Source organism: Micromonospora sp. WMMB482 (assembly GCF_019038635.1).
Classification (GTDB): domain Bacteria; phylum Actinomycetota; class Actinomycetes; order Mycobacteriales; family Micromonosporaceae; genus Micromonospora; species Micromonospora marina.
Map to the genome: position 1 here is coordinate 2295397 of NZ_JAHOPD010000020.1, position 25176 is coordinate 2320572.

Annotated in this window: 25 protein-coding genes; 16 read left to right on the forward strand and 9 right to left on the reverse strand. The window is 73.9% G+C overall.

Features of this window, described 5'->3' with window-relative positions:
• Nucleotides 1-32 precede the first annotated feature (32 nt).
• Together KSK32_RS11680 and KSK32_RS11685 are read left to right on the forward strand one after the other, a co-directional pair.
• The gene (locus KSK32_RS11680; RefSeq protein WP_216931210.1) at nucleotides 33-854 is read left to right on the forward strand and encodes an HAD family hydrolase; all 822 of its coding nucleotides are present in this window, start codon (nucleotides 33-35) and stop codon (nucleotides 852-854) included.
• The gene (locus KSK32_RS11685; RefSeq protein WP_216931212.1) at nucleotides 854-1666 is read left to right on the forward strand and encodes a Cof-type HAD-IIB family hydrolase; all 813 of its coding nucleotides are present in this window, start codon (nucleotides 854-856) and stop codon (nucleotides 1664-1666) included. The genes KSK32_RS11680 and KSK32_RS11685 overlap by 1 nt, the downstream gene beginning before the upstream one ends.
• Before the next feature lie 35 nt (nucleotides 1667-1701).
• Here KSK32_RS11685 and KSK32_RS11690 read toward each other — a convergent pair whose 3' ends face one another.
• Nucleotides 1702-2292 carry a bacterial proteasome activator family protein gene (locus KSK32_RS11690; protein ID WP_128137661.1) on the reverse strand — a complete coding sequence of 197 codons (591 nt, stop codon included), beginning with the start codon at nucleotides 2290-2292 and terminating at the stop codon, nucleotides 1702-1704.
• 57 nt (nucleotides 2293-2349) lie between these two features.
• On the opposite strand from KSK32_RS11690, the gene KSK32_RS11695 reads away from it, so the two are divergent.
• Both KSK32_RS11695 and KSK32_RS11700 read left to right on the forward strand, forming a co-directional pair.
• A complete protein-coding gene (locus KSK32_RS11695; protein ID WP_216931214.1) occupies nucleotides 2350-3177 on the forward strand; it encodes a S9 family peptidase in 828 nt (275 codons plus the stop codon).
• Between the two features lie 48 nt (nucleotides 3178-3225).
• Nucleotides 3226-4446 (forward strand): ABC transporter substrate-binding protein, encoded by a 1221-nt coding sequence (locus tag KSK32_RS11700; protein WP_216931216.1) that lies wholly within the window; start codon nucleotides 3226-3228, stop codon nucleotides 4444-4446.
• 66 nt (nucleotides 4447-4512) lie between these two features.
• On the opposite strand, the gene ddaH is transcribed toward KSK32_RS11700, so the two are convergent.
• On the reverse strand, nucleotides 4513-5346 hold the full coding sequence (gene ddaH / locus KSK32_RS11705; protein WP_353939630.1) for a dimethylargininase: 834 nt from the start codon (nucleotides 5344-5346) through the stop codon (nucleotides 4513-4515).
• Between the two features lie 59 nt (nucleotides 5347-5405).
• Between ddaH and KSK32_RS11710 the strand changes: the two genes are divergently transcribed.
• Together KSK32_RS11710 and KSK32_RS11715 are read left to right on the forward strand one after the other, a co-directional pair.
• On the forward strand, nucleotides 5406-5864 hold the full coding sequence (locus KSK32_RS11710; protein WP_026268389.1) for an Lrp/AsnC family transcriptional regulator: 459 nt from the start codon (nucleotides 5406-5408) through the stop codon (nucleotides 5862-5864).
• A 61-nt stretch (nucleotides 5865-5925) separates the two neighbouring features.
• The gene (locus KSK32_RS11715) at nucleotides 5926-6882 is read left to right on the forward strand and encodes a zinc-binding dehydrogenase (RefSeq protein ID WP_216931218.1); all 957 of its coding nucleotides are present in this window, start codon (nucleotides 5926-5928) and stop codon (nucleotides 6880-6882) included.
• A 7-nt stretch (nucleotides 6883-6889) separates the two neighbouring features.
• On the opposite strand, the gene KSK32_RS11720 is transcribed toward KSK32_RS11715, so the two are convergent.
• The 3 genes from KSK32_RS11720 to KSK32_RS11730 all read right to left on the reverse strand — a co-directional run bounded on the left by KSK32_RS11720 (nucleotide 6890) and on the right by KSK32_RS11730 (nucleotide 9113).
• Nucleotides 6890-8017 carry a YbjN domain-containing protein gene (locus tag KSK32_RS11720; protein WP_216931220.1) on the reverse strand — a complete coding sequence of 376 codons (1128 nt, stop codon included), beginning with the start codon at nucleotides 8015-8017 and terminating at the stop codon, nucleotides 6890-6892.
• Nucleotides 8018-8082: 65 nt separating this feature from the next.
• Complete coding sequence (locus KSK32_RS11725) at nucleotides 8083-8340, reverse strand: DUF6457 domain-containing protein (protein WP_216931222.1); 258 nt, start codon at nucleotides 8338-8340, stop codon at nucleotides 8083-8085.
• Nucleotides 8337-9113 carry a molybdenum cofactor guanylyltransferase gene (locus tag KSK32_RS11730; RefSeq protein WP_216931224.1) on the reverse strand — a complete coding sequence of 259 codons (777 nt, stop codon included), beginning with the start codon at nucleotides 9111-9113 and terminating at the stop codon, nucleotides 8337-8339. The genes KSK32_RS11725 and KSK32_RS11730 overlap by 4 nt, the downstream gene beginning before the upstream one ends.
• Nucleotides 9114-9364: 251 nt before the next feature.
• On the opposite strand from KSK32_RS11730, the gene fdhD reads away from it, so the two are divergent.
• Nucleotides 9365-10219 carry a formate dehydrogenase accessory sulfurtransferase FdhD gene (gene fdhD, locus KSK32_RS11735; RefSeq protein WP_216931225.1) on the forward strand — a complete coding sequence of 285 codons (855 nt, stop codon included), beginning with the start codon at nucleotides 9365-9367 and terminating at the stop codon, nucleotides 10217-10219.
• Nucleotides 10220-10264: 45 nt separating this feature from the next.
• Here fdhD and KSK32_RS11740 read toward each other — a convergent pair whose 3' ends face one another.
• Nucleotides 10265-11425 carry a DUF4192 domain-containing protein gene (locus KSK32_RS11740; RefSeq protein ID WP_216931227.1) on the reverse strand — a complete coding sequence of 387 codons (1161 nt, stop codon included), beginning with the start codon at nucleotides 11423-11425 and terminating at the stop codon, nucleotides 10265-10267.
• Between the two features lie 151 nt (nucleotides 11426-11576).
• On the opposite strand from KSK32_RS11740, the gene KSK32_RS11745 reads away from it, so the two are divergent.
• From KSK32_RS11745 to KSK32_RS11765, 5 genes are all read left to right on the forward strand, one after another.
• On the forward strand, nucleotides 11577-12491 hold the full coding sequence (locus KSK32_RS11745) for a fructosamine kinase family protein (RefSeq protein WP_216931229.1): 915 nt from the start codon (nucleotides 11577-11579) through the stop codon (nucleotides 12489-12491).
• Nucleotides 12488-13501, forward strand: coding sequence for a GTP 3',8-cyclase MoaA (gene moaA, locus KSK32_RS11750; protein WP_216931231.1), 1014 nt, complete (start codon nucleotides 12488-12490; stop codon nucleotides 13499-13501). The genes KSK32_RS11745 and moaA overlap by 4 nt, the downstream gene beginning before the upstream one ends.
• A gap of 2 nt (nucleotides 13502-13503) precedes the next feature.
• Complete coding sequence (locus KSK32_RS11755) at nucleotides 13504-13749, forward strand: MoaD/ThiS family protein (protein ID WP_013289332.1); 246 nt, start codon at nucleotides 13504-13506, stop codon at nucleotides 13747-13749.
• A 20-nt stretch (nucleotides 13750-13769) separates the two neighbouring features.
• Nucleotides 13770-15032 carry a metallophosphoesterase gene (locus KSK32_RS11760; RefSeq protein ID WP_254187023.1) on the forward strand — a complete coding sequence of 421 codons (1263 nt, stop codon included), beginning with the start codon at nucleotides 13770-13772 and terminating at the stop codon, nucleotides 15030-15032.
• Nucleotides 15033-15126: 94 nt separating this feature from the next.
• Nucleotides 15127-18312 carry a UvrD-helicase domain-containing protein gene (locus tag KSK32_RS11765; RefSeq protein WP_216931235.1) on the forward strand — a complete coding sequence of 1062 codons (3186 nt, stop codon included), beginning with the start codon at nucleotides 15127-15129 and terminating at the stop codon, nucleotides 18310-18312.
• 9 nt (nucleotides 18313-18321) lie between these two features.
• Here KSK32_RS11765 and KSK32_RS11770 read toward each other — a convergent pair whose 3' ends face one another.
• Nucleotides 18322-18951 (reverse strand): A24 family peptidase, encoded by a 630-nt coding sequence (locus KSK32_RS11770; RefSeq protein ID WP_216931236.1) that lies wholly within the window; start codon nucleotides 18949-18951, stop codon nucleotides 18322-18324.
• 10 nt (nucleotides 18952-18961) lie between these two features.
• Entirely contained in the window at nucleotides 18962-19969 is a 1008-nt protein-coding gene (locus KSK32_RS11775) for an EamA family transporter (RefSeq protein ID WP_254187024.1), read from the reverse strand.
• A gap of 85 nt (nucleotides 19970-20054) precedes the next feature.
• Between KSK32_RS11775 and KSK32_RS11780 the strand changes: the two genes are divergently transcribed.
• Together KSK32_RS11780 and KSK32_RS11785 are read left to right on the forward strand one after the other, a co-directional pair.
• On the forward strand, nucleotides 20055-20906 hold the full coding sequence (locus KSK32_RS11780) for a flagellar basal body protein FliL (protein ID WP_216931238.1): 852 nt from the start codon (nucleotides 20055-20057) through the stop codon (nucleotides 20904-20906).
• 143 nt (nucleotides 20907-21049) lie between these two features.
• Complete coding sequence (locus tag KSK32_RS11785; RefSeq protein ID WP_216931240.1) at nucleotides 21050-22285, forward strand: ATP-binding protein; 1236 nt, start codon at nucleotides 21050-21052, stop codon at nucleotides 22283-22285.
• Between the two features lie 32 nt (nucleotides 22286-22317).
• Here KSK32_RS11785 and KSK32_RS11790 read toward each other — a convergent pair whose 3' ends face one another.
• On the reverse strand, nucleotides 22318-22860 hold the full coding sequence (locus KSK32_RS11790) for a GNAT family N-acetyltransferase (RefSeq protein WP_216931242.1): 543 nt from the start codon (nucleotides 22858-22860) through the stop codon (nucleotides 22318-22320).
• Between the two features lie 135 nt (nucleotides 22861-22995).
• Between KSK32_RS11790 and KSK32_RS11795 the strand changes: the two genes are divergently transcribed.
• Together KSK32_RS11795 and KSK32_RS11800 are read left to right on the forward strand one after the other, a co-directional pair.
• Nucleotides 22996-23541: a DoxX family protein gene (locus KSK32_RS11795; RefSeq protein WP_216931245.1), complete on the forward strand. Its 546-nt coding sequence runs from the start codon at nucleotides 22996-22998 to the stop codon at nucleotides 23539-23541.
• Between the two features lie 207 nt (nucleotides 23542-23748).
• The gene (locus tag KSK32_RS11800; protein WP_216931247.1) at nucleotides 23749-25173 is read left to right on the forward strand and encodes a glycosyltransferase 87 family protein; all 1425 of its coding nucleotides are present in this window, start codon (nucleotides 23749-23751) and stop codon (nucleotides 25171-25173) included.
• Nucleotides 25174-25176: the final 3 nt, after the last annotated feature.

A 25176-nucleotide genomic window follows, 5' to 3' on the forward strand; every position in this document is an offset into this window, starting at 1 on the left:
CCGGCGTGACGGCGGAGGGCGAAGGAGGAACCATGACCCGCCCGGGACTGCCCAAGCTGATCGCCACCGACCTCGACGGCACGCTCGTCCGCAGCGACGAGACCGTCTCCGCGTACACCCACCGGGTGCTCGACCGGGTGCGGTCCGCCGGTATTCCGGTGGTCGGCGCGACCGGCCGCGGACCGCGCCTGACCGAACTCACCCGCAACGACATCCGGGCCGCCGACTTCCTGGTGATGGCCGGCGGTGGCCGGGTGGTGGACCAGAGCGACCCGGAGGGGCCCCTGGTGCTGCGGGACGAGCGGCTGCCCGGCGAGGTGCTGGCCCGCATCCTCACCGACCTGGAGGCGGCGGTCGGCCCGCTCACCGTGATGGTGGAGGCGTCGGACGAGCACGAGGCGCCGCTCTGGGGCGACTACCACCCGAGCTGGCCCTACCCGGACCGGTTCGAGGCGCGCAGCCGGGTCGAGTGCCTGTCCTGCGACGTGATCAAGGCGTTCGCCCGGACCGCCGATCACCACGTGGACGAACTGCTGGCGGTCGCGCGGGCGATCGTGCCGCCGGACGTGGCCACGCTCACCCAGGCCGGGCTCGGCTTCATCGAGATCTGCCCGCCCCGTACCGACAAGGCCAGCGGGCTGAGTGTCGTCGCCGAGCGGCTCGGCGTCGACCCGGCCGACGTCCTGGTCTTCGGCGACCAGCCGAACGACCTGCCGATGTTCGACTGGGCGGGATGGGCCCGGGTGGCGGTGGCGAACGCCCACCCGGACGTGCGCGCCGCGGCGGACGAGATCACCTTGCGCAACGACGACGACGGGGTCGCGGTCTACCTGGACCGGCTACTCTCCCGGTGATGGAAGATCCACCTCGGCTCGTCGCCTCCGACATCGACGGCACGCTGCTGCGCGACGACCGGACGCTCAGCCCGCGTACCGCCGCGGTGCTGGCCCGCGTCAACGCCGCCGGCACCCCCGTGGTCCTGGTCACCGGCCGTCCGATCCGCTGGCTCCAGATGGTGTACGAGCAGCTCACCGAGCCGCTACCGGCGATCTGCGCCAACGGTGCGGTGGTGTACGACCCGGTCACCGACCAGGTGCTGCGCGCCGACCCGCTCGCCCCGGAACTGCTGGCGGAGGTGGCCCGGCGGCTGCGCGCCGAGGTGCCCGGGGTGAGCCTCGCGGTGGAGATCGTGGACAGCCGGCAGATGCGGCACGAAGTGCACTACCCGCTGCGGTGGGACGCCGACCACGATGCGATCCGGGCGATCGAGTCGCCTGAGGAACTGCTGGCCGCACCCGCGGTGAAGCTGCTGGCGCGGGCCGGTGAGCAGGATCCGGACGTCTTCGTGCGGGTGGTGGCGGGCGCGCTGGAAGGGCTGGCCGAGGCGACCCACTCGTCGTACAGCGGGCTGATCGAGATCTCGGCGGCCGGTGTGACCAAGGCGGCCGGCCTCGCCTGGTACGCGGAGCGGCTGGGCGTGCACGAGCGGGACGTGCTGGCCTTCGGCGACATGCCCAACGACGTGCCGATGCTGGCCTGGGCCGGACGTGCGGTGGCCGTCGCCAACGCCCACCCGGCGGTACGAGAGATCGCGCACGAGGTCACCGGGCCGAACACCGAGGACGGCGTCGCGGCGTACCTGGAGAAGGTCTTCGAGCTGGACTGACCGGCCGGGGCGCGTGACGCGCCCCGGCCGGCGGGTCACAGGTACTGGCCGGGGGCGTGGCCCTCGTTGTTGCCGGGCATCCCCGGCATGCCCGGCATCATCCCGGCCGGGCCGCTCGGCAGCGCCTGGCGGCCGGACCGCATCTGCTCCAGCTGGACCCGGGCGGCCATCTGCTGTGCCACCAGCGCGGCCTGGATGCCGTGGAACAGCCCCTCCAGCCAGCCCACCAGCTGGGCGTGCGCGATGCGCAGTTCACCCTCGCTCGGCGCCTGCTGCTCGGTGAACGGCAGCGAGATCCGCTCCAGTTCCTCGCGCAGCTCGGGGGCGAGGCCCTCCTTCAGCTCGACGATCGAGCGCTCGTGGATCTCCCGCATCCGGTGCCGGCTCGCGTCGTCGAGCGGCGCCGCCTTCACCTCCTCCAGCAGCTGCTTGATCATGCTGCCGATCCGCATCACCTTGGCCGGCTGCTCGACCAGACGGGTCGGATCCTCGCCCTTGCCCTCGTCGGTCTGCACCGTGCCGACCGGGCGGCCGTCCGGCCCGACCACCACCACGGTGCCGGGGATGCCATCGTTGCCCTGTTCGTCGTCGTGTCCGGCGGAGTGCGCTTCGGTCATGGCACCCATCTTTACCCACCCCGGCCACGCGCACTCGGCCGGACCGGGTGACGCTACCGTCGCCGCATGCTCTCCGACCCGCGCGAGGTGCTGACCCGCCCGTCCCCGCCCCCGGACGCCATGGTCTCCTACGGCGACCACCCGGACCAGCGCGCCGACCTGCGCCTCCCGGCCGGTGACGGGCCGCCCCGGCCGCTCGTGGTGGTGGTGCACGGTGGCTTCTGGCGGGCGGAGTACGACCGCACCCACACCGGCCCGATGGCGGCGGCGCTCGCCGCGCTCGGCCACCCGGTCGCGCAGATCGAGTACCGGCGGACCGGCCAGCCGGGCGGAGGGTGGCCGCACACGCTCACCGACGTGCGCGCCGGGATCGCCGCGCTGCCGGGACTCGCCGCCGCCGCGCTGCCCGGCCGGGTGGCGCCCGTGCCGCCGATCCTGGTCGGTCACTCCGCGGGCGGGCACCTGGCCCTGTACGTGGCCGCGCACGCCCCGGAGACGGTCGGCGGGGTGCTCGCGCTGGCGCCGGTGGCCGACCTCGCGCAGGCGTACCGGCTGGACCTGGACGGTGGGGCGGTGGCCGCGCTCCTCGGCGGCGGCCCGGACGACGTGCCGGACCGGTACGCGGCGGCGGATCCATCGGCATTGGTACCCATCCAATCACGCACGGTAGTCATCCACGGCGATCGAGATGTCCAGGTTCCGATCGCGATCAGCCGGTCCTGGGTGGCAGCGGATCGGGCCGCCGGAGGCGCCGCCACGCTCGTTGAGCTGCCTGAATGCGAGCATTTCGGGCTGATCGCACCGGGCTCCGCCGCATGGCCCCTGGTCGTCGAGGCGTTGCGGTCGCTTCACGATGATCTTCCGGGCATTGACGCAGCGTCGCCGAGCAGGTAGAACGCCGAAGGGGTGTGCACCATGGCCACCCTGTCGGGAAGGAAATCGGTGGCACAGATGAACCGCAGGCGGGCGCTGCAACTGCTGGCCGCGCTGGGTACCACCGGACTGGCGGCGGGTTGCGGATCCGGGGACGACTCCGGGGAGCAGACCGGATCCGGCAGCCCGATCAAAGTCGGGCTGATCGTGCCCGGCAGCGGGGCGAACAAGGCCGTCGGCGACGAGATCACCAACGGCTTCCAGCTCTTCCTCAGCATGCGAGGTCAGCAGATCGCCGGCCACCCGGTCACGCTCGTGACCGCCGAGGAGGGCGACACCGCCGCCACCGGCAAGGCCGCCGTCGACCGGCTGCTGAAGGAGGGCGTACTCGCGCTCACCGGCGTGGTCAGCCCGACCGTGATGACCGGCATCAAGGACGCGGTCGAGGAGGCCCGGGTACCCCTGCTGGGCTCCAACGCCTCCCCGTCGACGCTCCAGGGCGTCGTCTACATCTGGCGCACGTCGTACGTGCTGACCGAACCCGGTGAGGCGCTCGGCGAGTACCTGCGCCAGAAGCTGGACGCGTCGAGCCGGATCGCCATCTTCGGCACTCGCGGCCTGGGCAGCCAGGACGTCATCAAAGGGCTGCGGCGCGCGTACGAGCGGGGCCGCCGGCTCACCGAGGACCCGATCTTCACCGACGACGACCCCAACCCCTCCCGGTCGCTCTACTCCGGGCCGATCCGCAAGGCGCTGGAGCGCGAGCCGGACGCGGTCTTCTGCCACTACTCCGGCGCGCAGGCCGTGCAGTTCGTCAAGCAGCTCTACGCCCAGGGCTACCGGGGGCCGATCTACGCCCCCGGGTTCCTCACCGAGGGCACCGCACTCGACCAGCTCGACGACGGGGAGAAGGGCCGCGAGCGCAAGCTGATCCAGTCGTACGGGATCGAGACCGCGCTGAACTACTCGGCCGACCTCAACAACACCGCGAACCGGATCTTCGCCTCGGCGTACCGGAAGACGTTCAACTCGACGCCCACCACGTACGCGATGGCCTCGTACGACGCCGCGCTGGTGCTGGACAAGGCGATCCGGCTGGCCGGGTCGAACCCCTCGCCGCAGCAGGTCAACCTGGCGCTGGGCAAGATCGGCCAGGTGGACAGCCCGCGCGGCGCCTGGCAGTTCAACCAGACCCGTACCCCGCAGCAGAAGTGGTACCTGCGCCGGGTGCAGACCGACGGCCGGCTGCTCTCCAACGTGGTGATCAACGAGCTGGCGACGCTGGGCTGACCGGCCCCCGTACACGCGCAAGGGCGGTCTCCCACCGGGAGGCCGCCCTTCGCGTCGAGGCGTGGCTCAGTGCCGCAGCTCGGCGATGCAGCACTTCACGCTGCCACCGCCCTTCTTCAGCTCGGCCAGCTCCACCGGGACCGGGTGGTAGCCGGCCGCCTTCAACTTGCCGGCGAGCCGGGTCGCCTCGTTGTTCAGCACCACGTTGAGCCCGTCGCTGACCAGGTTGAGGCCGAACGCCAGCGCGTCCTCGTCGTCCGCGACGACCGCGTCCGGGAACAGCTGGGCCAGCACCTTCTGGCTCGCGTGGGAGAAGGCCCCCGGGTAGTAGACGACGTTCTCGTCGTCGATCGAGGCCAGCGCGACGTCCAGGTGGTAGAAGCGCGGGTCGACCAGGTGCAGCGAGACCACCGGCCGCCCGAGCGCCTCCTGCGCCTCGGCGTGCGCGGCCGGCTCGGTCCGGAAGCCGTACCCGGCGAGGACCAGGCCGCCGTGGGCGTCCGGCAGGTACGCGAAGTCGCCCTCACCCTCGTTGGTCTCGTTCGGCGCGATGAACCGCCAGCCGTGCTCCTCGTAGAACGCCCGGTGCGCGGCGGCCTCGGCGGACCGCTGCTCGTGCTTGAACCGGGCGCCGTAGACGGTGCCGTCGACCACGAAGGCACCGTTGGCCGCGTAGACCATGTCCGGCAGGCCCGCCTCGGGGGTGAGCAGGTGCACCTCGTGCCCCAGCGCGACGAGCGTCTCCCGCAGCCGGTCCCACTGCTTGACGGCCAGGCCGGCGTCGACCGGCGTGGTCACGTCCATCCACGGGTTGATCGCGTACTCGACCGTGAAGTGCTCGGGCGAGCACATGAGATATGTCCGCTTTCGCGAGACTCGCTGCTGGTTCACGGTCACCAAGAGTAGGTACGGTACAACTTTGGTAACAGCCACAAGCATTGCTTCCCGGGAGCAGAACGTTGCAGATAGACGCGGTCGACCAGCGAATCATTGCGTTACTCGTCGCGGATGCCCGCGCCTCGTACGCGGACATCGGCAGCCGGGTGTCACTCTCCGCCCCCGCTGTCAAGCGACGGGTCGACCGCCTCCGATCCGCCGGGGTGATCCGGGGATTCACCGCCGTCGTCGACCCGGCCGCGGTCGGCTGGACCACCGAGGCGTTCGTCGAGCTGTTCTGCGCCGGCCGGACCACCCCGGCGCAGATCGGCGCCGCCGCCCGCCGGCACCCCGAGGTGGTCGGCGCGTACACCGTCTCCGGCGAGGCGGACGCGCTCGTGCACCTGCGCGCCGCGGACATCGCCCACCTGGAGGAGGCCCTCGAACGGCTGCGCGCCGAATCGTTCGTCACCTCGTCGCGCAGCACCATCGTGCTCTCCCGGCTGGTCGAGTCCCCCGGCGTCGGCCCGTCCACGCCTTGACCTCAACCCCGCTTCATGTCGTGCACTGACACCCGTGACCGACGAGCGGCGAGGGGGCGGTATGCGTGCGGTGTGGCTGCGGGAGTTCGGCGGACCGGAGGTGCTCGTCCCCGGGACGGCACCCGACCCGGCACCCGGACCGGGCCAGGTGCTCGTCGACGTGGCACACGCGAACATCACGTTCGTCGAGACGATGTTCCGGGCCAGCGGCTTCGGGCCGTTCGGCGCCGAACTGCCGGTGATCCCCGGCAACGGGGTCGGCGGCACGATCACCGCGCTGGGCCCGGGCGTCGAGCCGGCGCTCGCCGGCCGCGTCGTGGTCACCGCCACCGGCGGCACCGGCGGGTACGCCGAGCGCGTCGTGGTCGACCGGGGCGCGCCTGTCCCCGTACCCCCGGGGTTGGCGCTGGACGCGGCGGTGGCGCTGATGGCCGACGGCCGGACCGCCCTGATGCTGGCGCGGGCGGCCGGGCTGCGGCCGGGCGACCGCGTCCTGGTGGAGGCGGCGGCCGGCGGCGTCGGATCGCTGCTCACGCAGCTGGCGGCGGCCGCCGGGGCGACTGTGGTGGCCGCGGCCGGCGGCGCCCGCAAGGTGGACGTGCTCCGCGCCGCCGGCCTCGACGTGGTCGTCGACTACCGGCAGGCCGGCTGGACCGACCGGGTCCGGGACGCCGCGGGCGCGGTCGACGTGGTGTTCGACGGCGTGGGCGGGTCGCTCGCCCGGGAGGCGTTCGACCTGCTGGACCCCGGCGGGCGGATGCTCAGCTTCGGGCTGGCCGGCGGCGCCTGGGCGGACATCCCCGCCGAGTCGGCCGCCGCGCGCGGGGTGACACTGCTGAGCCCCCGGCCCGGCCCGGACGAGCTGCGCGCCCTCACCGAGGCGGCACTCGCCGAGGGCGCTGCCGGACGGCTGCGACCGGTGATCGGGCAGCGTTTCCCGCTGGCACGCGCCGCCGACGCGCACGCCGCGATCGAGGCCCGGGAGACAGTGGGCAAGACACTGCTCGACGTGCGCTGATCCGGGCTCAGAGGTACATGCCGGTGCGGTGCTCCTGCGCCCGGGCCGGCTTGTCGCCCTCGCCGAAGAAGCGCTTGCCGCCGAACTCGCCGTGCAGACGGTCGTCCAGCTCGTCGGCGAGCCCGGTCATCACCTGCACCGCGAGCATCAGGTGGGTGGCCTGGAAGTTGCGGCCGAACACCGGGATCGAGGCCCACACCGTGTCGTCGGCGCAGTACAGCCGGCCGATCGGCATCCGGTTGGTCAGCTCGGAGAGCTTCACGTAGAGGCGCTCGGTCGGCTCGACCTCGGTCAGCACCGGCGAGAAGACGTCCACCAGCGGCGGGTTGTCGCGTACCCGGACGAAGACCATGGCCGAGCCGGCCCGGATGTTGATGTCACCGTCGGAGTCGACCTGGAGCTGGTCGGACGCGGACTTCAGCATGGTCGACACGACGGTGCGGACCCGCTCCTCCAGGGCCAGCACGTCGTTCTCGCCGGACTGCGCGGCCGCCGCCGCGGCCAGCGCCTCGTCCAGGTCGGCCTCCACGTCCCGGTCCGGGCCGAACTCGCCGCGCGCGGTACCGAGCGGCTCCACCGGCAACGCCTCGCCCTCGGCGTCGTGCACCAGATAGACGAGGAAGGCCGGATGCGGGGCGCCGTAGACGTCACGCAGCGTCCGGGACAGCACGGCGGCCAGCCGCGTCGCCTCGTCGGTGCCGCAGTCCAGCCCGAACTGCTCACCGGAGCCCGGCACCACACCCGGCGGCGACCAGCCGAGCGCCACCATGTCGGCCACCGCGGCCCGGTCCAGCCGGTAGCCCTGCGGGAGCATGGCGTTGCCCACCGCGCGGGCCGAGAGGCGACCCTCCTCGCCCGCGTCCACGCTCACCGAGTAGACGGCGTCGCCGGTGCCCGAGGCGGTCGGGTCGAGCGTGACCTCCAGGTGCCCGCCGGAGGGCAGCCCGCGCAACCGGTCGGCGAGCGCCCGGGCGAACTCCCGCCAGGCCTCGGTGACCTTGGCCCGCAGATCAGCAGTGGTCGGCTCGTCGAGCAGGATCGACTCGTGGTGCTCCGGCGCGCTGCCGGTGGCGTGGTGCTCCGGCTTGCCGCCGGCAGGCTTGTCGACCGGCGCCGAGGGGTGGTCTGCCGTCATGATCGCCTCCGTCCGTTCCCGCCACCCTACCCAGGCGCGAGGGGGACCGAATCCCGCGCGAGGCGCTAATCCCCAGGTGTGGAACCGCCCAGGTCGACGGGCCAGGAACCGGCCAGCGCGCCGAGCCGCTCGGCCGCCGCGGCCGGGTCCGCGCCGCGCCCCACCGCCAGCCCGAGCAGGTACGCCGTGACCGGCGCACCCGGCCGGACCACCTGGTGGGCCACGTCCCGGGCCACGTCGAGCACCATCGGCACGGGCACCCCCGTCGGGTCCAGGTCCAGTTCGGCGCAGACCGCCGTGACCCAGTCGTCCAGCACCGTCATCTCGTCCACTCCTCCGCCCGGCGTACGTCCTCGTCAGTGTCGCAGTCGAACCACGGGGGCGGCCCCGAGCCGGACCAGGACACCTCCCGTACGACGAGGTCGGCCAGCAGCCCGCGTACCGGCGCGCCGTCGAGCGAGCCGTCCCGCGTCGCGGCGAGCCGGTCGAGGGCGGCTCGCAAATCCGCGAACCGCCAGATCGCGCAGAGGTGCTGGCGGCGGCCGTCCCCGTCCACGTAACAGGCGAGCGCGGCGGTCCGACCCTTCAGCGCCTCCCGCCGGGCGGCGGCCGGAGCGTCTTCCGGTCCGGCCGTCGCGGGCTCGTCCGGTCCGGCGGCAGACGCGTCGTCCGGCCCGGCAGCAGAGGCGTTCTTCGAGCCGTCGTCCGGTCCGGCGGCGGAGGCGTTCTTCGAGCCGTCGTCCGGTCCGGCAGTCGGGTCGGCGAGGGCGCGTCGCAGCCCGGCCACGGCTGCGGTGGTGAGCAGCGGCAGGTCGGCGGCGAGCACTGCGACTGTCGTCGTACCGGGGTCGAGCAACGCCAACCCGGCTGCTGTGGCAGCCACCGGACCGCCGCCGGGCGGCTCCTCCCGGGTCGTCCGGACTCCCTCGGGCACCGGGCCGGACGGGCCGACCACGATCCGCTGGTCCGCGTCGGCCACCGCGGCCAGCACCCGGTGCAGCATCGACCGGCCGCCGACCGCGCGGGCCGGCTTGTCCACGCCGCCCATCCGCCGGGCCGCGCCACCGGCGAGCAGGATCGCCGCGTACCCCGTCACCGCCTCACCCTAGCCACAGCCGCGACCGCCGCATCCCGGCTCGGACCTCCGCCCGGCGTGGTTGGCGGCTTTCCGACGTTGATCCACTGCTTTCCGCCGAAGTGGTGGCATCCAGGGCCCTCCGATACCGCCACCTCGCCGGACTGGTGTCGATCATCGGGCCTGGGCCGGCCGGGACCGGGCCGGGGCGGCGAGGGCGGGAAGGTGCGGGGCGATGTGCGGGCGGCGGAGTGCCCGGGAAGGATGGCGGCATGGGACGGGCGACGGATCGGCGTGGTGTGCTGCGGATCGACCTCGACGCGGCCGGTGACGGACGGGGGCGGGTCCGCCGCCAGGACACCCTGGCCGTGGAGGAGCCGCTGGAGATCCGCGTCGGCGCGGCCGGGCCGGGCCGACGCCGTCCGCTGGCGGTGACGATGCGTACGCCCGGCGACGACCTGGACCTGGCGATCGGATTCCTGCTCACCGAAGGGCTGATCCGGTCGGCGGAGGACGTGCACACGGCGCAGCTCTGCGCCGGGGCGGAGACCCCGAACACCTACAACGTGGTCGACGTGGTGCTCTCGCCCGGCGTGCCGGAGCCCGTGACCGACCCGGCGCGCAACTTCTACACCACCAGTTCGTGCGGCGTGTGCGGCAAGGCGAGCATCGAGTCGGTGCGGACCCGCTCGCAGTTCGCGGTGCGGGACGACCCGCTGGTGGTCGACGCCGACCTGCTCGCCGGACTGCCGGACCGGCTGCGCGCCGCGCAGCGCGCCTTCGACCGCACGGGCGGCCTGCACGCCGCGGGACTCTTCACCCCCACCGGGGAGCTGGTCGTGCTCCGCGAGGACGTCGGGCGGCACAACGCGGTGGACAAGGTGCTCGGCTGGGCCACCCGGGAAGGGCGGCTGCCGCTGGCCGGGTACGTGCTGCTGGTCTCCGGACGGGCCAGCTTCGAACTCACCCAGAAGGCGTGGATGGCGGGCGTGCCGCTGCTCGCGGCGGTGTCCGCACCCAGCACGCTCGCGGTCGAACTGGCCGAGGAGGCCGGGATGACGCTGGTCGGCTTCCTGCGCGGTCCGACCATGAACGTCTACTCCGGGGCGACGCGCGTCGGCGGCTGACCGCGGTCCTAGACGGGTCCGGTCCGGCGGACGGGGTGAGAGCGGTCACCGGCGGGGCCGGCGTCGGCGGCGCCGCAGCACCCCGCCGTCGTCGGAACCGGGCCGGCCGTCCAGCGCGGACGGCGCGACGCCCCGCCGGAGCGCCTCGTCCAGCAGCACCGCGAGCGAGTAGCCGGGGTGGGCGGACAGCACCCGTTCCAGCGCGACAGCGGCCAGTGCCCCGTGCCCCGAGCGCCAGGCGGCGAACGCGAGCAGGCAGCCCGGCGCGGCGATCAGGTCCGCCTCGGCACGTCGCAGCACGTCGGTCCAGAGGCTGATGTCGGCGTCCCGGCCGTCGGTGCGGGACCAGGCGTGGTCGCGTACCGCCACGTGGGTGAGGAGCACTGTCAGCCAGGCCACCTCGTCGTCGTCAAGTCGCTCGCCGCGCCGCTGTCGGCGGAAGGCGGCCCGCACCGCCGCAGTGCCCGCCGTCCGCACCGCACGCGGCACCGCTCCCGATCCGGGTCCGTCGGCCGGAACCGGCGACTCCCCGTCCGGTCCCGGGCCACCGGTCGGAACCGGCGACTGTCCGCCCGGCTCGCGGCCGCCGGTCGGCACGCCGCCCCCCGGGCTCCCCGACGACGGGGACGGACGCCCGGTGAGCGCGGCCAGGCGGAGGCGCGCCCGACCGGTGGCACGGCGCATGGCGAGCCGGACCGGCCCGTCGAGCGGGGACACCTGCGCCGCGAGCGCGGCCCGGTCGGGCAGGGCGACCTGACCGGCGAACACCGCCGCCGCGCTGACCTGGCTGGCGGCCGGGTCGTACGGGGTGCCCTCGGGCGGGCAGCAGGACGGCTCGGCGCACAGGTACGAGAACCAACGGCCCTCGGTGACCCGCAGCGCGTCGAGCACGACCAGGCCGGTGGCGGTCAGCGCGTCGCCGATCGCGTCCACGACGCCCGTCACCCGGGCGGCCGGACCGTAGCCGACGACGGTGGCGGCGTCGGCGTCCTGCCGAGCCACCACCTGCGCCAGGTGCCGGGCCGCCGGGCCGGGGTCGGCACCCGGTGCCGGCAGGTCGCCACGGGCGGCGAAGACGACGCGCCGGCCGCGTACCGCGACCACCACGACGCTGTCGGCGGGATGGAAGCCGAGCAGGTAGGGCACGGCCGCGACCATGTCGGCCGGCGAGCGGACGGAGAGGCGCGCTGGCTCGGTGGAGTTCATGCCGGAAGCGTCCGGGGTCGCGCCCCGCCGCGTCCGCCCCTGTGGACGACACGCGGTCCATCCACAGATACGGAGCGTATCCGCCCAGCTCAGCGGCGATCGGCGGTGCCGCTCGGCACACGGATGTCCGGGTAACCGCTACCTTGCGCACATGGACCTGGCGTACCTGCGGGCACACCCGGAGCACCTGCCGACCTTCCTGACCCACCAGCGGATCCGGGAGACCCCGGTCTCCGGCGGTGACATCTGCGCGGCCTCCCGGCTCACGCTCGACGACGGGAACTCGGTGTTCGCCAAGACCTGGCCGGAACGGTCGGCGCGTCCCCTGCCGGAGGGCTTCTTCGCCGCCGAGGCGGCCGGGCTGCGGTGGCTACGCGAGGCCGGAGCGGTGCCCGTACCGGATGTCCTCGTCGCTCTGCCCGACCTGCTGGCGCTCGGCTGGGTGGAGCCCGGCGAGCCGACGCCGGAGGCCGCGGATGCGTTCGGCCGCGACCTGGCCGGGTTGCACCGCGCCGGCGCGCCCACGTTCGGCGCGGACTGGCACGGGTTCATCGGCGCGCTGCCGCAGGACAACACGCCCGACCCCGGCCCCTGGCCGGACTGGTTCGCCCGCCGCCGCCTGCTGCCCTACCTGCGCATGTCTGTCGACGGTGGCGGGCTCGACGGCGCCGGGGCGGCGCTCGTCGAGCAGGTCGCCGACCGGATCGGCGAGTTCGGCGGCGACGAGCCGCCGGCCCGGCTGCACGGTGATCTCTGGCCGGGCAACCTGCTCTGGGCCGCCGACGGCCAGGTCTGGCTGGTCGACCCGGCCGCGCACGGCGGCCACCGCGAGACCGACCTGGCGCAGCTCGCCCTGTTCGGCGGCCCACCGCACCTGGACCGGATCATGGCCGCCTACCGGGAGGCGTGGCCGCTCGCCGACGGGTGGCGGGAACGGGTGCCGCTCCATCAGCTGCATCTGCTGCTCGTGCACACCGCGACCTTCGGCGCGGCGTACGCGGACGCGGTCCGCTCCACCGCCCGTGCCGCCCTCCGGGGGCCCGACCGCGCTACGGTCGACAGATGAGCGCCCCCCGGACGGCCGACGGCGACCTCGCCGACCGGTACGGCCGCGTCGCCCGAGACCTGCGGGTCTCGCTCACCGACAAGTGCAACCTGCGCTGCACCTACTGCATGCCGGCCGAGGGCCTGCCCTGGCTGGCCGGTCCGCAACTGCTCACCGACGACGAGATCGTCCGGCTGGTGGGTGTCGCGGTGTCCCGGCTCGGCATCACCGAGGTGCGCTTCACGGGCGGTGAGCCGCTGATCAGGCCGGGCCTGCCGGGCATCGTGGCGGCGGTCGCCGCGCTCACGCCCCGGCCGCGCATCTCGCTGACCACGAACGGCATCGGCCTGGCCCGCATGGCGCCGGCGCTGCGTGCCGCCGGGCTGGACCGCGTCAACGTCTCGCTCGACACGCTGGACCGGGACCGGTTCGCCGCGCTGACCCGCCGGGACCGGCTCGCCGACGTGCTCGCCGGGCTGGCCGGGGCCGCGGAAGCCGGGCTGACGCCGGTGAAGATCAACTCGGTGCTCATGCGCGGCACGAACGACGACGAGGCGCCCCCGCTGCTCCGGTTCGCGCTCGCGCACGGCTACGAGCTGCGGTTCATCGAGCAGATGCCGCTCGACGCCCAGCACGGTTGGGACCGTTCGACGATGGTCACGGCCGACGAGATCCTGGCCTCCCTGCACACCGCGTTCGCGTTGACGCCGGACCCGTCCGAGCGCGGCGCGGCGCCGGCCGAGACGTGGCTGGTGGACGGCGGGCCGGCCCGGGTCGGGGTGATCGCCAGCGTGACCCGACCGTTCTGCGGCGACTGCGACCGCACCCGGCTCACCGCCGACGGCCAGGTGCGCAACTGCCTGTTCGCCACCGAGGAGTCGGACCTGCGCGGCGCGATGCGCGACGGCGCGGACGACGAGGAGCTGGCCCGCCGCTGGCGTGCCGCGATGTGGGCCAAGCGGGCCGGGCACGGCATCGACGACCCGACGTTCCTCCAGCCCGCACGCTCGATGTCGGCGATCGGAGGCTGAGCGTGGAACTGACGGTCCGCTACTTCGCCGGCGCCCGCGCGGCCGCGGGACGATCCGAGGAGACCGCATCCGCCGGCCGGTCCCTGGACGAACTCCTCGACGACCTGGCCGCCCGGCACGGCGAGCGCCTCGCGGTGGTGCTGAAGGCGGCGAGTTTCCTGGTCGACGGCGTGGCCTGTCATGATCGACGGGCACTGTTGCCGGCCGGGGTGACGGTGGACGTGCTGCCGCCCTTCGCGGGCGGCTGAGGGGGGCCCACGTGCTGGCCATGGCGACATTCCTGGGCTTCGTCGTGCTCGTGATCGGCCTGATCCACCTCTACCTGTGGAAGCGGCTGGTCCGGGACACCACGCGGCCCGGGCGGTGGCGCCGGGCCGGTGGGGTGGCGATCGTGGCGCTGGCGGTGCTCGTACCGGTGACCATGGCGGGCACGCGCAACGGCTGGTACTGGCTGGCCTGGCCCGGCTACCTCTGGATCGCGCTCATGTTCTACCTGCTGGTGCTGCTGCTGGTGCTGGAGGTACCGACCGCTGTGGCCCGGCTCGTGCTGCGCCGCCGGGCCCGCTCGGCGGTCGCCGCCGGCCCGGAGCCCGAGCCCGTGCTCGTCGGCGCGGCGTCGGCGGAGGGTGCGGCGCCTCCGCCGGTCGACCCGGCCGACGCGCCGCCGGCCGGCACCAGCGCGCCGGACCACGACCCCTCCCGGCGGCTGCTGCTCGCCCGCGGGGCGGCGATCTTCGCCGGGCTCACCGCAGCCGGCGTCACCGGGTACGGCGTCCGCACCGCGATGGGTCCGCCGCAGCTCGACCGGGTGCAGATCCCGCTGGCGAAGCTCCCCCGCAGCATGGACGGGCTGCGCATCGCCACCGTCTCCGACATCCACCTCGGGCCGCTGCGCGGCCGGGCGCACACCGAGCGGATCGTCGCGATGATCAACCGGATGGACGCCGACCTGGTCGCCGTGGTCGGTGACCTGGTCGACGGCACGGTGGCCGAGCTGGGCGAGGCCGCCGAGCCGCTGCGCGACCTGCAGTCCCGGTACGGCAGCTTTTTCGTCACCGGCAACCACGAGTACTACTCGGGCGTCGAGGAGTGGATCCGCGAGGTGGACCGGCTCGGCCTGCGGGTGCTCCAGAACGAGCGGCAGGAGATCCAGGCCCGGGGCGGCGTGCTGGACCTGGCCGGGGTGAACGACGTGAGCGCCGCCGGCACCGGGGTGGCCGCGCCCGCCGACTACGCCGCCGCCCTCGGCGACCGTGACCCGAGCCGGCCGGTGGTGCTGCTGGCGCACCAGCCGGTGGCCGCGCAGGAGGCGGCGAAGTTCGGCGTCGACCTCCAGCTCTCTGGGCACACGCACGGCGGCCAGATGGTGCCGTTCAACCTGGCGGTGAAGCTCGAACAGCCGGTGGTCTCCGGTCTCGGCGAGGTCGACGGCACGAAGGTCTACGTCACGAACGGCGCCGGTTTCTGGGGCCCGCCGGTGCGGGTGGGTGCACCTCCCCAGGTGACGCTCGTCGAGCTGCGCGCGCAATAGCGTGCATGGGCCGCCGAGTCCAGCACCGCATTGCTCAGGTCACCCGTACGCGTGGCGACGGGCGGGCGGGGGACCGGACGTGACAGGATGCGGCGTGCCTCCGTTCAGCGCCGCACCCCCCGGTGGCCTCCCGCCGTACGTCGCGGATCTGCACATCCACTCGAAGTACTCCCGCGCGTGCAGCCGCGACCTGACCCTGCCGAACCTGGCCTGGTGGGCCCGGCGCAAGGGCATCGGCGTGCTCGGCACCGGCGACTTCACCCATCCCGCCTGGTACGACCATCTGCGCGAGACGCTGCACCCGGCCGAGCCGGGACTGTACCGGCTCTCGCCCGAGGCGGAGCGGGACGTGGCCCGGCGGCTGCCGCCCCGGCTCGCCAGTGCGGCGGAGGCCGATCCGGTCCGGTTCATGCTGAGCGTGGAGATCTCCACGATCTACAAGCGCGACGACCGCACGCGCAAGGTGCACCACCTGATCTACCTGCCGGACCTGGACGCGGTGGCCCGGTTCAACACCGCGCTGGGCCGGATCGGCAACCTCGGCTCGGACGGCCGGCCGATCCTCGGGCTGGACTCCCGCGACCTGCTCGAGATCACGCTGGAGGCGAGCCCGGACGGCTACCTGGTGCCCGCGCACATCTGGACGCCCTGGTTCTCCGCGCTCGGCTCGAAGTCCGGCTTCGACGCGATCGCCGACTGCTACGCCGACCTGGCCTCGCACATCTTCGCGGTGGAGACCGGTCTGTCGTCCGACCCGGAGATGAACTGGCGGGTCGGCAGCCTGGACCGCTATCAGCTGGTGTCGAACTCGGACGCGCACTCGCCGCCCGCGCTGGCCCGGGAGGCCACGGTCCTCACCGCCGCCCGCGACTACTTCGCGATCCGCGAAGCGCTGCGGACCGGCGACGGGCTCGCAGGCACCGTGGAGTTCTTCCCGGAGGAGGGCAAGTACCACGCCGACGGGCACCGCCTGTGCGGCGTGAACTGGTCGCCGGAGCGGACCCGCGAGGCGGGCGGACGCTGCCCGGAGTGCGGCAAGCCGCTGACTGTGGGCGTGCTCAGCCGGGTCGAGGAGCTGGCGGACCGCCCGGCGGGGCACCGTCCGGCGCACGCCCGCGAGGTGACCCATCTGGTGCCGCTGGCCGAGATCCTGGGCGAGCTGAACCGGGTCGGCGCGCGGTCGAAGAAGGTCGAGGGCAAGCTCAACGAGCTGATCGCCGCGCTCGGCCCGGAGCTGGAGATCCTCACGCGTACCCCGATCGAGGAGATCGGCCGGGTCGGCGGCGAGCTGCTCGCGGAGGGCATCGGCCGGCTGCGCCGCGGCGACGTGCGCCGGGTGCCGGGCTTCGACGGAGAGTACGGCGTGATCACGCTGTTCGACCCGGCGGAACTGGGCGGCCCCGGTGCCGGGGCGGGGCAGGAGACGCTGTTCGACGTACCGGTGCCCGCGCAGCGGCGACCGGCGGAGCCGGCGCCGAAGCCGAAGGCCAAGCGCCCGGCGGCGGCCCGGCCGGAGCCGAAGCGCACGCCGCCGCCCGCGCCTCCGATCGCGCCGCCGCCGTCTCCGCACGAGCCGTTCGAGCCGATGCTCGCCGGGATGGAGGAGGTCGGCACCGGCCTGCTGGACCGGCTGGACGCGATGCAGCGGGTGGCCGCGTCCGCGCCGGGTGGTCCGCTGCTCATCGTGGCCGGTCCGGGCACCGGCAAGACGCGGACGCTCACCCACCGGATCGCGTACCTCTGTGCGGAACTGAACGTCTTCCCCGATCAGTGCCTGGCGATCACGTTCACCCGGCGGGCGGCCGAGGAGCTGCGGCACCGGCTGGACGGGCTGCTCGGCCCGGTCGCCGAGGACGTCACAGTCGGCACGTTCCACTCGCTCGGCCTGACCGTGCTGCGGGAGAACGCGGCGGCAGCCGGGCTGCCGGCGGACTTCCGGATCGCCGACGACGCGGACCGGGCGGCGGCGCGCGCCGAGGCCGGTGACGACGACGAGCGGTACGTGGCGTTGCTGCGTAAGCGGGACCTGGTCGACCTGGACGAGCTGCTGACGCTTCCGGTGGCGCTGCTCAAGGGCGACCGGAAGCTGGTGCGGGAGTACCGCGAGCGGTGGAAGTGGATCTTCGTCGACGAGTACCAGGACGTCGACGCGGTGCAGTACGACCTGCTGCGGCTACTCAGCCCGCCGGACGGGAACCTGTGCGCGATCGGCGACCCGGACCAGGCGATCTACTCGTTCCGGGGCGCCGACGTGGGCTACTTCCTGCGGTTCTCGCAGGACTTCACCGACGCGCGGCTGGTCCGGCTGAACCGCAACTACCGCTCCTCGGCGCCGATCCTGGCCGCCGCCGTGCAGGCCATCGCGCCGACGTCGCTGGTGCGCGGCCGGCGCCTCGACCCGGCCCGACTCGACCCGGAGGCGCCGCTGGTCGGCCGGTACGCGGCGAGTTCCGCCCACGACGAGGCCGACTTCGTGGTCCGTACCGTGGACGAACTGGTCGGCGGCCTGTCCCACCGCTCGCTCGACTCGGGGCGGATCGACGGGCGGGCCACCTCGCTGTCCTTCTCCGACATCGCGGTGCTGTACCGCACCGACGCGCAGGCCGCACCGATCGTGGACGCGCTGGCCCGGGCGAACATCCCGGTGCAGAAGCGCTCGCACGACCGGCTGCGCGACCGTCCCGGCGTGCCGGCGATCGCTCGCGAACTGCGCCACGCCGGTCTCGACGGTTCGCTCGCCGCCCGGGTACGCCAGGCCGGGCAGATCCTCGCCGAGCGCTTCGCCGTGCCCACGCTCGACGGTTCCGGCGCGGTACGCCCCGAGGACGTCCGCACGGCGGTGGACCTGCTCACCCCGCTGGCCCGGCGCTGCGGCGACGACCTCGACCTGTTCCTCAACCAGCTCGCCACCGGCGCGGAGGTGGACGCGCTCGACCCGCGCGCCGAGGCAGTCACGCTGCTCACGCTGCACGCCGCGAAGGGGCTGGAGTTCCCGGTGGTGTTCCTGGTGGGCGCCGAGGACGGCCTGCTGCCGCTGCGGTGGCCCGGCTCGGAGCCGGGCGACGACGCGGTGGCCGAGGAGCGACGGCTGTTCTTCGTCGGGCTGACCCGGGCGCAGGACCGGCTGTACGTCAGCCACGCGGGCCGCCGCGCCCGGCACGGGGCGGAACGCGACACCCGCCCGACACCGTTCCTCGACGTGATCGACCCGGCACTGTTCGAGCGCCTGGACGCGACCGAACCCCGCCGTCCGAAGGACCACCAGCTCCGGTTGATCTGACGGCACTTCTCAGGTGAGGACGGCGGCGAGCCACGCGCCGCCGAGCAGCGCCGGGCCGAACGGCACCGGTGTGTCCCGGCGTACCCGGCCGGCGGCGAGCAGGACGAGCACCGCCACCCCGGCGAGCACGTGCGGCAGGAGCAGCCCGAGCCGCAACGCCGGCCAGCCGAGCCAGCCCAGCGGCAGCCCGAGCGCGGCGGCGAGCTTCACGTCGCCGAAGCCGAGCCGGGCGCGGGGCAGCAGCGCCAGCAGCGCGTACCCGAGGAAGGAGAGCGCGGCCCCGGCCACCGCGACGGCCAGGCGGCGCGGCTCACCGGTCGCCGCCGTGGCAGCGGCCAGGCCGAGCCCACCGCCGAGCGCGACCAGGCCGACGAGCGGGTCGGGCAGCCGCAGCGCCGTCACGTCGGTGACCGCGAGGACCAACCCGGCGGCGGCGACCAGCAGCAGTGCGGGCAGCGCCGGGTCGGCGCCCCGGGTGGCGGTGAGCCCGCCGAACACCACGACGCCGAGCAGGGCGAACGCGAACCGGCGCGGAGCACCGCCGGCGGGAACGGTGACCCACGACCGGCCGACCGGGACCGAAGCCCACCCGGCCGCCGCACCCAGCAGCGCGCTTCCCGTCACCAGCAGCGCCGACACGGGCGGGACGCTACCGCCGGGCCGGCTCCCCGGCCGTCCCGTCGACGGCTGGTGGCGGGGACCGGCGGGGTCGCTCGGTGCTCACCACCACCGCCACGCCGACCACGATGACAGCTCCGCCCAGCAGCACCTGCGAGGTGATCGGTTCCGCGACGAACAGCGCGCCGAGCGCCACCGCGACCACCGGGTTCACGTACGCGTACGTGGACACCAGGGAGATCGGCGCGTGGGCGAGCAGCCAGACGTACGCGGTGAAGGCGATCAGCGATCCGGCCACCATCAGGTAGGCCAGTGCCGCCCAGGACCGCCCGGTCACCTCGGCGAGACCGAATCCGCGCAGCTCGCCGCGGGCGACGCCGACGAGCGCGAGCACCGCCGCGCCGGCCAGCATCTCGTAGACGGTGGCGACGAACGGGTCGGCGGGCATCCGGAGCTTCCCGGACAGGTAGGAGCCGACCGACCAGCTCGTTGCGGCGGCGACCACCGTGAGCGCGCCGGCCACCGGCACGCCGTCCACCCCGTCGCGGGGCAGCACGAGCAGGACGAGGCCGGCGAAGCCGAGTGCCACCCCGAGGAACGTCCACGGTCGCGGCCGGTCCCCGCCCGCCGTCCGCAGCAGGACCACGAGCAGCGGCACGGTGGCGACGAGCAGCGCCGCCACCCCGGAGGGTACGGCGGTCCCGGCCGGGCCGGACTCGGCGAGCACCACCAGACCGTTGCCGCCGGCCAGCAGCAGCACGCCGACGAGCGCGGCGAAGCCGACGCGACGCGCGGGCACCCGCAACGCGCCGGGTCCGCGCCGCAGACGCAGCACCACGGCGAGCACGACCGCGGCGGCGGCGAATCGCATCGCTGCGGAGAGGAGTGGCGGCAGCGACTCGACAGCGACCCGGATGCCGAGGTAGGTCGAGCCCCACAGCAGGTAGACCAGCACGAGGGCGGTCCAGATCAGCGCGGTGCGGGCCGGGGGCGTCGCGGAATCGACAACGTTCGTCGCACTCTCGGGGCGTGAGCTCATCGTGGGACCACGCTACGGTGACCACGGCGTCGGCGTCCCCAGGTGGTGGCCGGCCTCTCAGCACTGGCGTACGCAGGAGGCGTTCATGTCGAACTTCGGTTCACCGGGCGGCGGCTCTCCCGAGCCCTGGGGACGGCCCGACGACGGCTACGCCCCGCAGCCCGATCCTCGCTACACCCCGCAGGGCGACCCGCGTTACGCCCCGCAGCCCGACCCGCGTTACGCCCCGCAGCCCGACCCGCAGTACGGCCCGCCGACCCAGCAGTACGGGCCCGACGACCGGTACGGCCCGCCGGCCGATCAGTACGGGCCGCCGACGCAGCGCTACGAGCCGGGACCGGCCTGGTTCCCCGGGCCGCCGCAGCAGGGCCACCCGGGCGATCCCTACGCCGGGCCGCCGCAGCAGGGCCACTTCGACGGCCCCTACGCCGGGTCGCCGTACGGCCCTGGTCAGCCGCCGTACGCCGAGCCGGCGCCGCCGAAGCGCGGGAAGGGTCCGCTGCTGGTGGTCGTGATCGTGCTGGCCGTGCTGCTGCTGGGCGGCGCCGGGGCGTACTGGATGCTGGGCCGGGACGAGCAGACGCCGGCCGGCGGCACCACCGCTGCCACCCCGCCGGCCGCGGATCCGAGCGAGGCGCTGCCGAGCGAGCCGGCCGACACGACGCCCACGACGGCGGCCCCGGCGTCCTCCACCGATCCGCGCTTCGTCAAGGCGGGTCAGTGCGTCGCCAACGAGGGTGGCGGCGGCCAGCCGAAGCTGGTGATCGCCGACTGCGCCCCGAAGACGTACGAGGTGCTGCGCCGCATCGACGGCGCGACGAGCGGCAAGAAGGACGCGGAGGCGAAGTGCGGGAAGGTGGCCGGTTACACCGACTGGTACTTCTTCGACAGCGAGCTGGACACGCTCGACTTCGTGCTGTGCCTGAAGCGCCGCTGACACTCCGGAGACGCCGGTAACCAAAACTAGGGCTGTCTAGCGTGGATGCTAGACAGCCCTAGTTTTTGATCGAGACCGACACGCGGTAGCCGCCTCTACGCGCATCTAGCCTGGCCGCTAGAGAACCCGATACTGTGCGATTCGTGGATCCGGTCCGCAACCCGTACGCACCGGGCGCCGGCCAGCGCCCGCCCGAACTCGCCGGGCGGGGGCGGGAACTGGACGTCTTCGACGTGGTGCTGGAACGGATCGCCCGCGGCCGACCCGAACGCAGCCTGATGCTCACCGGTCTGCGTGGAGTCGGCAAGACGGTCCTGCTCAACACGCTGCGCTCCGAGGCGATCAACCACCTCTGGGGCACCGGCAAGATCGAGGCCCGGCCGGACCAGTCGCTGCGCCGGCCGATCGCCGCCGCGCTGCACATGGCGGTCCGCGAACTGGCGCCCCGGCACCGCGCCCCGGACCGGATCGACGCGTTCCTCGGCGTCCTCAAGGCGTTCGCGCAACGGTCCGCACCGACCGGGCGGGGCGGCGCGGCGCCCAAGCTGCGCGACCGCTGGCAGCCCGGCATCGACGTACCGGCGAGCAGCGGCCGTGCCGACTCCGGCGACATCGAGATCGACCTGGTCGAGCTGCTGAGCGACGCGGCGGCGGTCGCCACCGACGTCGGCACCGGCATCGCCGTCTTCATCGACGAGATGCAGGACGTCGGGGCCGAGGACGTCTCCGCGCTCTGCGCCGCCTGCCACGAGCTCTCCCAGCTCGGCGCGCCGCTCATCGTCGTGGGCGCGGGACTGCCGCACCTGCCGGCCGTGCTCAGCGCCGCCAAGTCGTACTCCGAACGGCTCTACCGCTACCAGCGCATCGACCGGCTCGACCGGATCGCCGCCGACCAGGCGCTCTGCGCGCCGGCCGAGCGGGAGGAGGTCGAGTACGAGCAGAAGGCCCTCGACCTGCTCTACGAGTCCTCCGGTGGCTATCCCTACTTCGTCCAGGCGTACGGGAAGGCCACCTGGGACCACGCGCCCCGCTCGCCGATCACCGCGGCGGACGTCCGGGTCGCCGCGCCCGAGGCGGAGGCCGAACTGGCGGTGGGGTTCTTCGGCTCCCGGTTCGAGCGGGCCACGCCCGCCGAACGCGAGTACATGCGCGCGATGGCCACGCTGGCGCTGGTGGACGGCGAGGAGGGCGGCCGGGACGACATGGACGCGGCGGTGCCGACCGCCGACATCGCCCGCGCGCTCGGCCGCAAGCCGGCCAGCCTCTCCCCGGCCCGTGACGCGCTGATCAAGAAAGGGCTGATCTACTCCGGGGAACGGGGAACTGTGGCGTTCACAGTGCCGCACTTCGGCCGCTACCTGCGCACCCAGCCCGCCTGACGGCTCCGGCAGCGCCAGCCCTGGTCGCAGGCTCAGACGCGTGACCACGGCGGCGGGAAGACCACCTCGCCGGCCGGCGGCGGCTCCTCGCTCGTCGACGGCGGCAGCACCAGCGCCTGCCACGGCTCCCCCAGCCCGGACCAGGGACTGGTCAGGCCCAGCCGGTCCGCCGGGCCGAACCCGAACCGGCGGTAGTAGGCCGGATCGCCCAGCACCACCACCAGGCGTTCGCCCAGCTCGGTCGCGGCTTCCAGCGCCGCCTGCACCGCCGCCGTACCGTGCCCCAGCCGCTGCCGGTGCCGTGCCACCGCCACCGGACCCAGCGCCAACGCAGGCCAGGTGCCGCGTTCGGTGCGGACGCCGACGCGGGTGAGCAGCGCGTACGCCACCACCTCGCCGCCGTACTCGGCGACCATGGCCAGTTCCGGGATCCACGCCGGGCTGTGCCGCAGCTCCTCCACCAGGCCGACCTCGGGCGGGGTCGCCACGTCGGGCCGGGCGAAGGCGGCGGCCAGCACCCGGGCCACCGGCGCCTCGTCGGCCGGGCCCTCCGGGCGTAGTCGCAGCGTCGTCACCCGCGCGACCTTACCGAACGCGACCGGTCCATCCGCGACGGTCGCTGAAATCGATACCGATCGGACGTCCACGTCGGCCGATACCTTTCGTGTGTTGCGGGGATGACGACGCCCCCGACGGGGTAAGACTGAGGCATGAAGCCCGTGCGCTCCCTCGCCCGAGTCATGTTGAGCGGCATCTTCGTGGTCAGCGGCGCCCGTAACCTGCGCAACCCGGAACGCCTGGTGCAGGCCGCGGAACCGGTCACCGGGAAGGTCGCCCCGCTTATCCGGAACGTGCACCCCCGCATCCCCACCGACACGGTCTCGCTCATCCGGGCCAATGCCGCCACCCAGCTGGTCGGCGGCCTGATGCTCGCCACCGGCCGGTTCACCCGTCCGGCCGCGCTGGTGCTCGCGGGCACGCTGGTCCCGACCACCGCCGCCGGCCACGCCTTCTGGACGAACGACGACCCGGCCGCCCGCAACAACAACCAGATCCACTTCCTGAAGAACCTCGGCCTGCTCGGTGGCCTCCTCCTCGCCGCCGCCGACACCGAGGGCAAGCCGGGCCTGCGCTGGCGCGCCGGCCACCGGATCGACCACTCGCGCCGGTCGGTCAAGCGCGCGGTCCGCACCGCGCGCCGCGAGGCGAAGATCGCCGTACGCTCGGCGGCGACCGCCCGACGCATGCCCGGCTGACCAGGCATTTCGTACGGCCTACCACCCCCCGCAAGGCCACCAATCACCTGAACCGCCCGAGACCCGTTAACGCGGCGGAAATGTCGCAAACACGTGTGGGATCGGACACGGTCGCGTAACGCGGGAGGCAGCAACGTGAGGCGCCGTTCTAGGCTCCGTTCTGGACCTGGACGGGTACGACGATCTTGGTACGGGGGTGGCCACGCCATGCCGACGACAGTCGGTAGACGGACCAACCGCCTCGCCCCGACCTCCCGCGTCGACCGCCGGATCGTGGTACGTCTCGGCGTCGTCGCCGCCGTGTCGTACGCCGCGTGGCTCGCCATCAGCGCCTTCGGGCGGCCGTACAACTTCTTCGACATGAAGATCTACCACGGCGCGGTGCTGTGGTGGGCCGGCGGCAACGAGCTGTACGACTTCGTCGCGCCGTCGACCACGCTGGGCTTCACCTACCCACCGTTCGCCGCCCTGGTCATGCTGCCGATGTCCTGGCTGCCGGTGGGCGGCGCCGGTTTCGTCAACGCGCTCGCCAGCATCGGCGCGCTCGCTGTCGTCCTCGCCGCGCTGCTACGCCCCATCGTGGACCGGCTCGGCTGGCCGCTCTGGTTCACCGTCGGCATCGCCACCCCGCTCGCCGCGGCAGTCGAGCCCTCCCGGGAGACGCTCGGCTACGGGCAGGTCAACCTGCTGCTCTTCGCGCTGGTCATGGCGGACATGGTGGGGCTGCGCTGGCGGGCCAGGCGGGGCACCCACTACGAGACGGCGGATTCGCCGCTGGCCCGGTTCGTCTACAGCGGCGCCTGGGCCGGCGTGGGCATCGGGCTCGCCACAGCGGTCAAGCTCACCCCCGCGCTGTTCGTCGCCTACCTGATGCTCACCCGGCAGTGGCGGGCCGCGCTCACCGCTGTGGGCACCACGATCGGCGTGACCATCGCGACGTTCGGCGTGCTCGGTGAGGAGTCCCGCGCGTACTTCGCCGGCGTGCTCTGGCAGACCGAGCGGGTCGGCGCGGCGGACATGACCGCCAACCAGTCCCTCGCCGGTCTGCTGGCGCGGCTGTACGACTCGATCGAGACGCCCGGCCTGCTCTGGCTGGCGTTCTCGGTGCTGATCCTGGCGCTGGGCCTGTCCCGGGCGATGAGCGCCCGCGCCGACGGCGACGAGCTGACCGCGTTCACGCTGGTCGGGCTCACCGCCAACGTAATCAGCCCGATCTCCTGGTCGCACCACCTGATCTGGGTCATCCCGGCGATCATCGTGCTGGCCGACGCCGCGGTACGCCGACGCGAAGCCAGCCGCGGCCTGCCGCCGCGCGCCACCGGCGGTCCCTCGGCCAACGGGGTGCCGGCACTGCGCCCGCCGATCTGGTACCCGACGCTGACCGGGCTCCGCCACGGCGTCGGTGCGCTCGGGCTCTACCTGCTGTTCGTGATCTCACCGATCTGGCCGTACGAGCACCAGCTCCCCGAGGTGTCCCACTACCAGGACGGCCTGTTCGGCGCCCTGATGGAGAACTCCCTGGCCATCGCGCTGATCGTGCTCGTCGCGGCGCTTCCGTGGCGTCCCGGTGCCGAGCCGGCGTTCTACCACGACCGGCTGAGCCGCACCGCCGCGCCCGCCGCCCGGCGCTGAGAA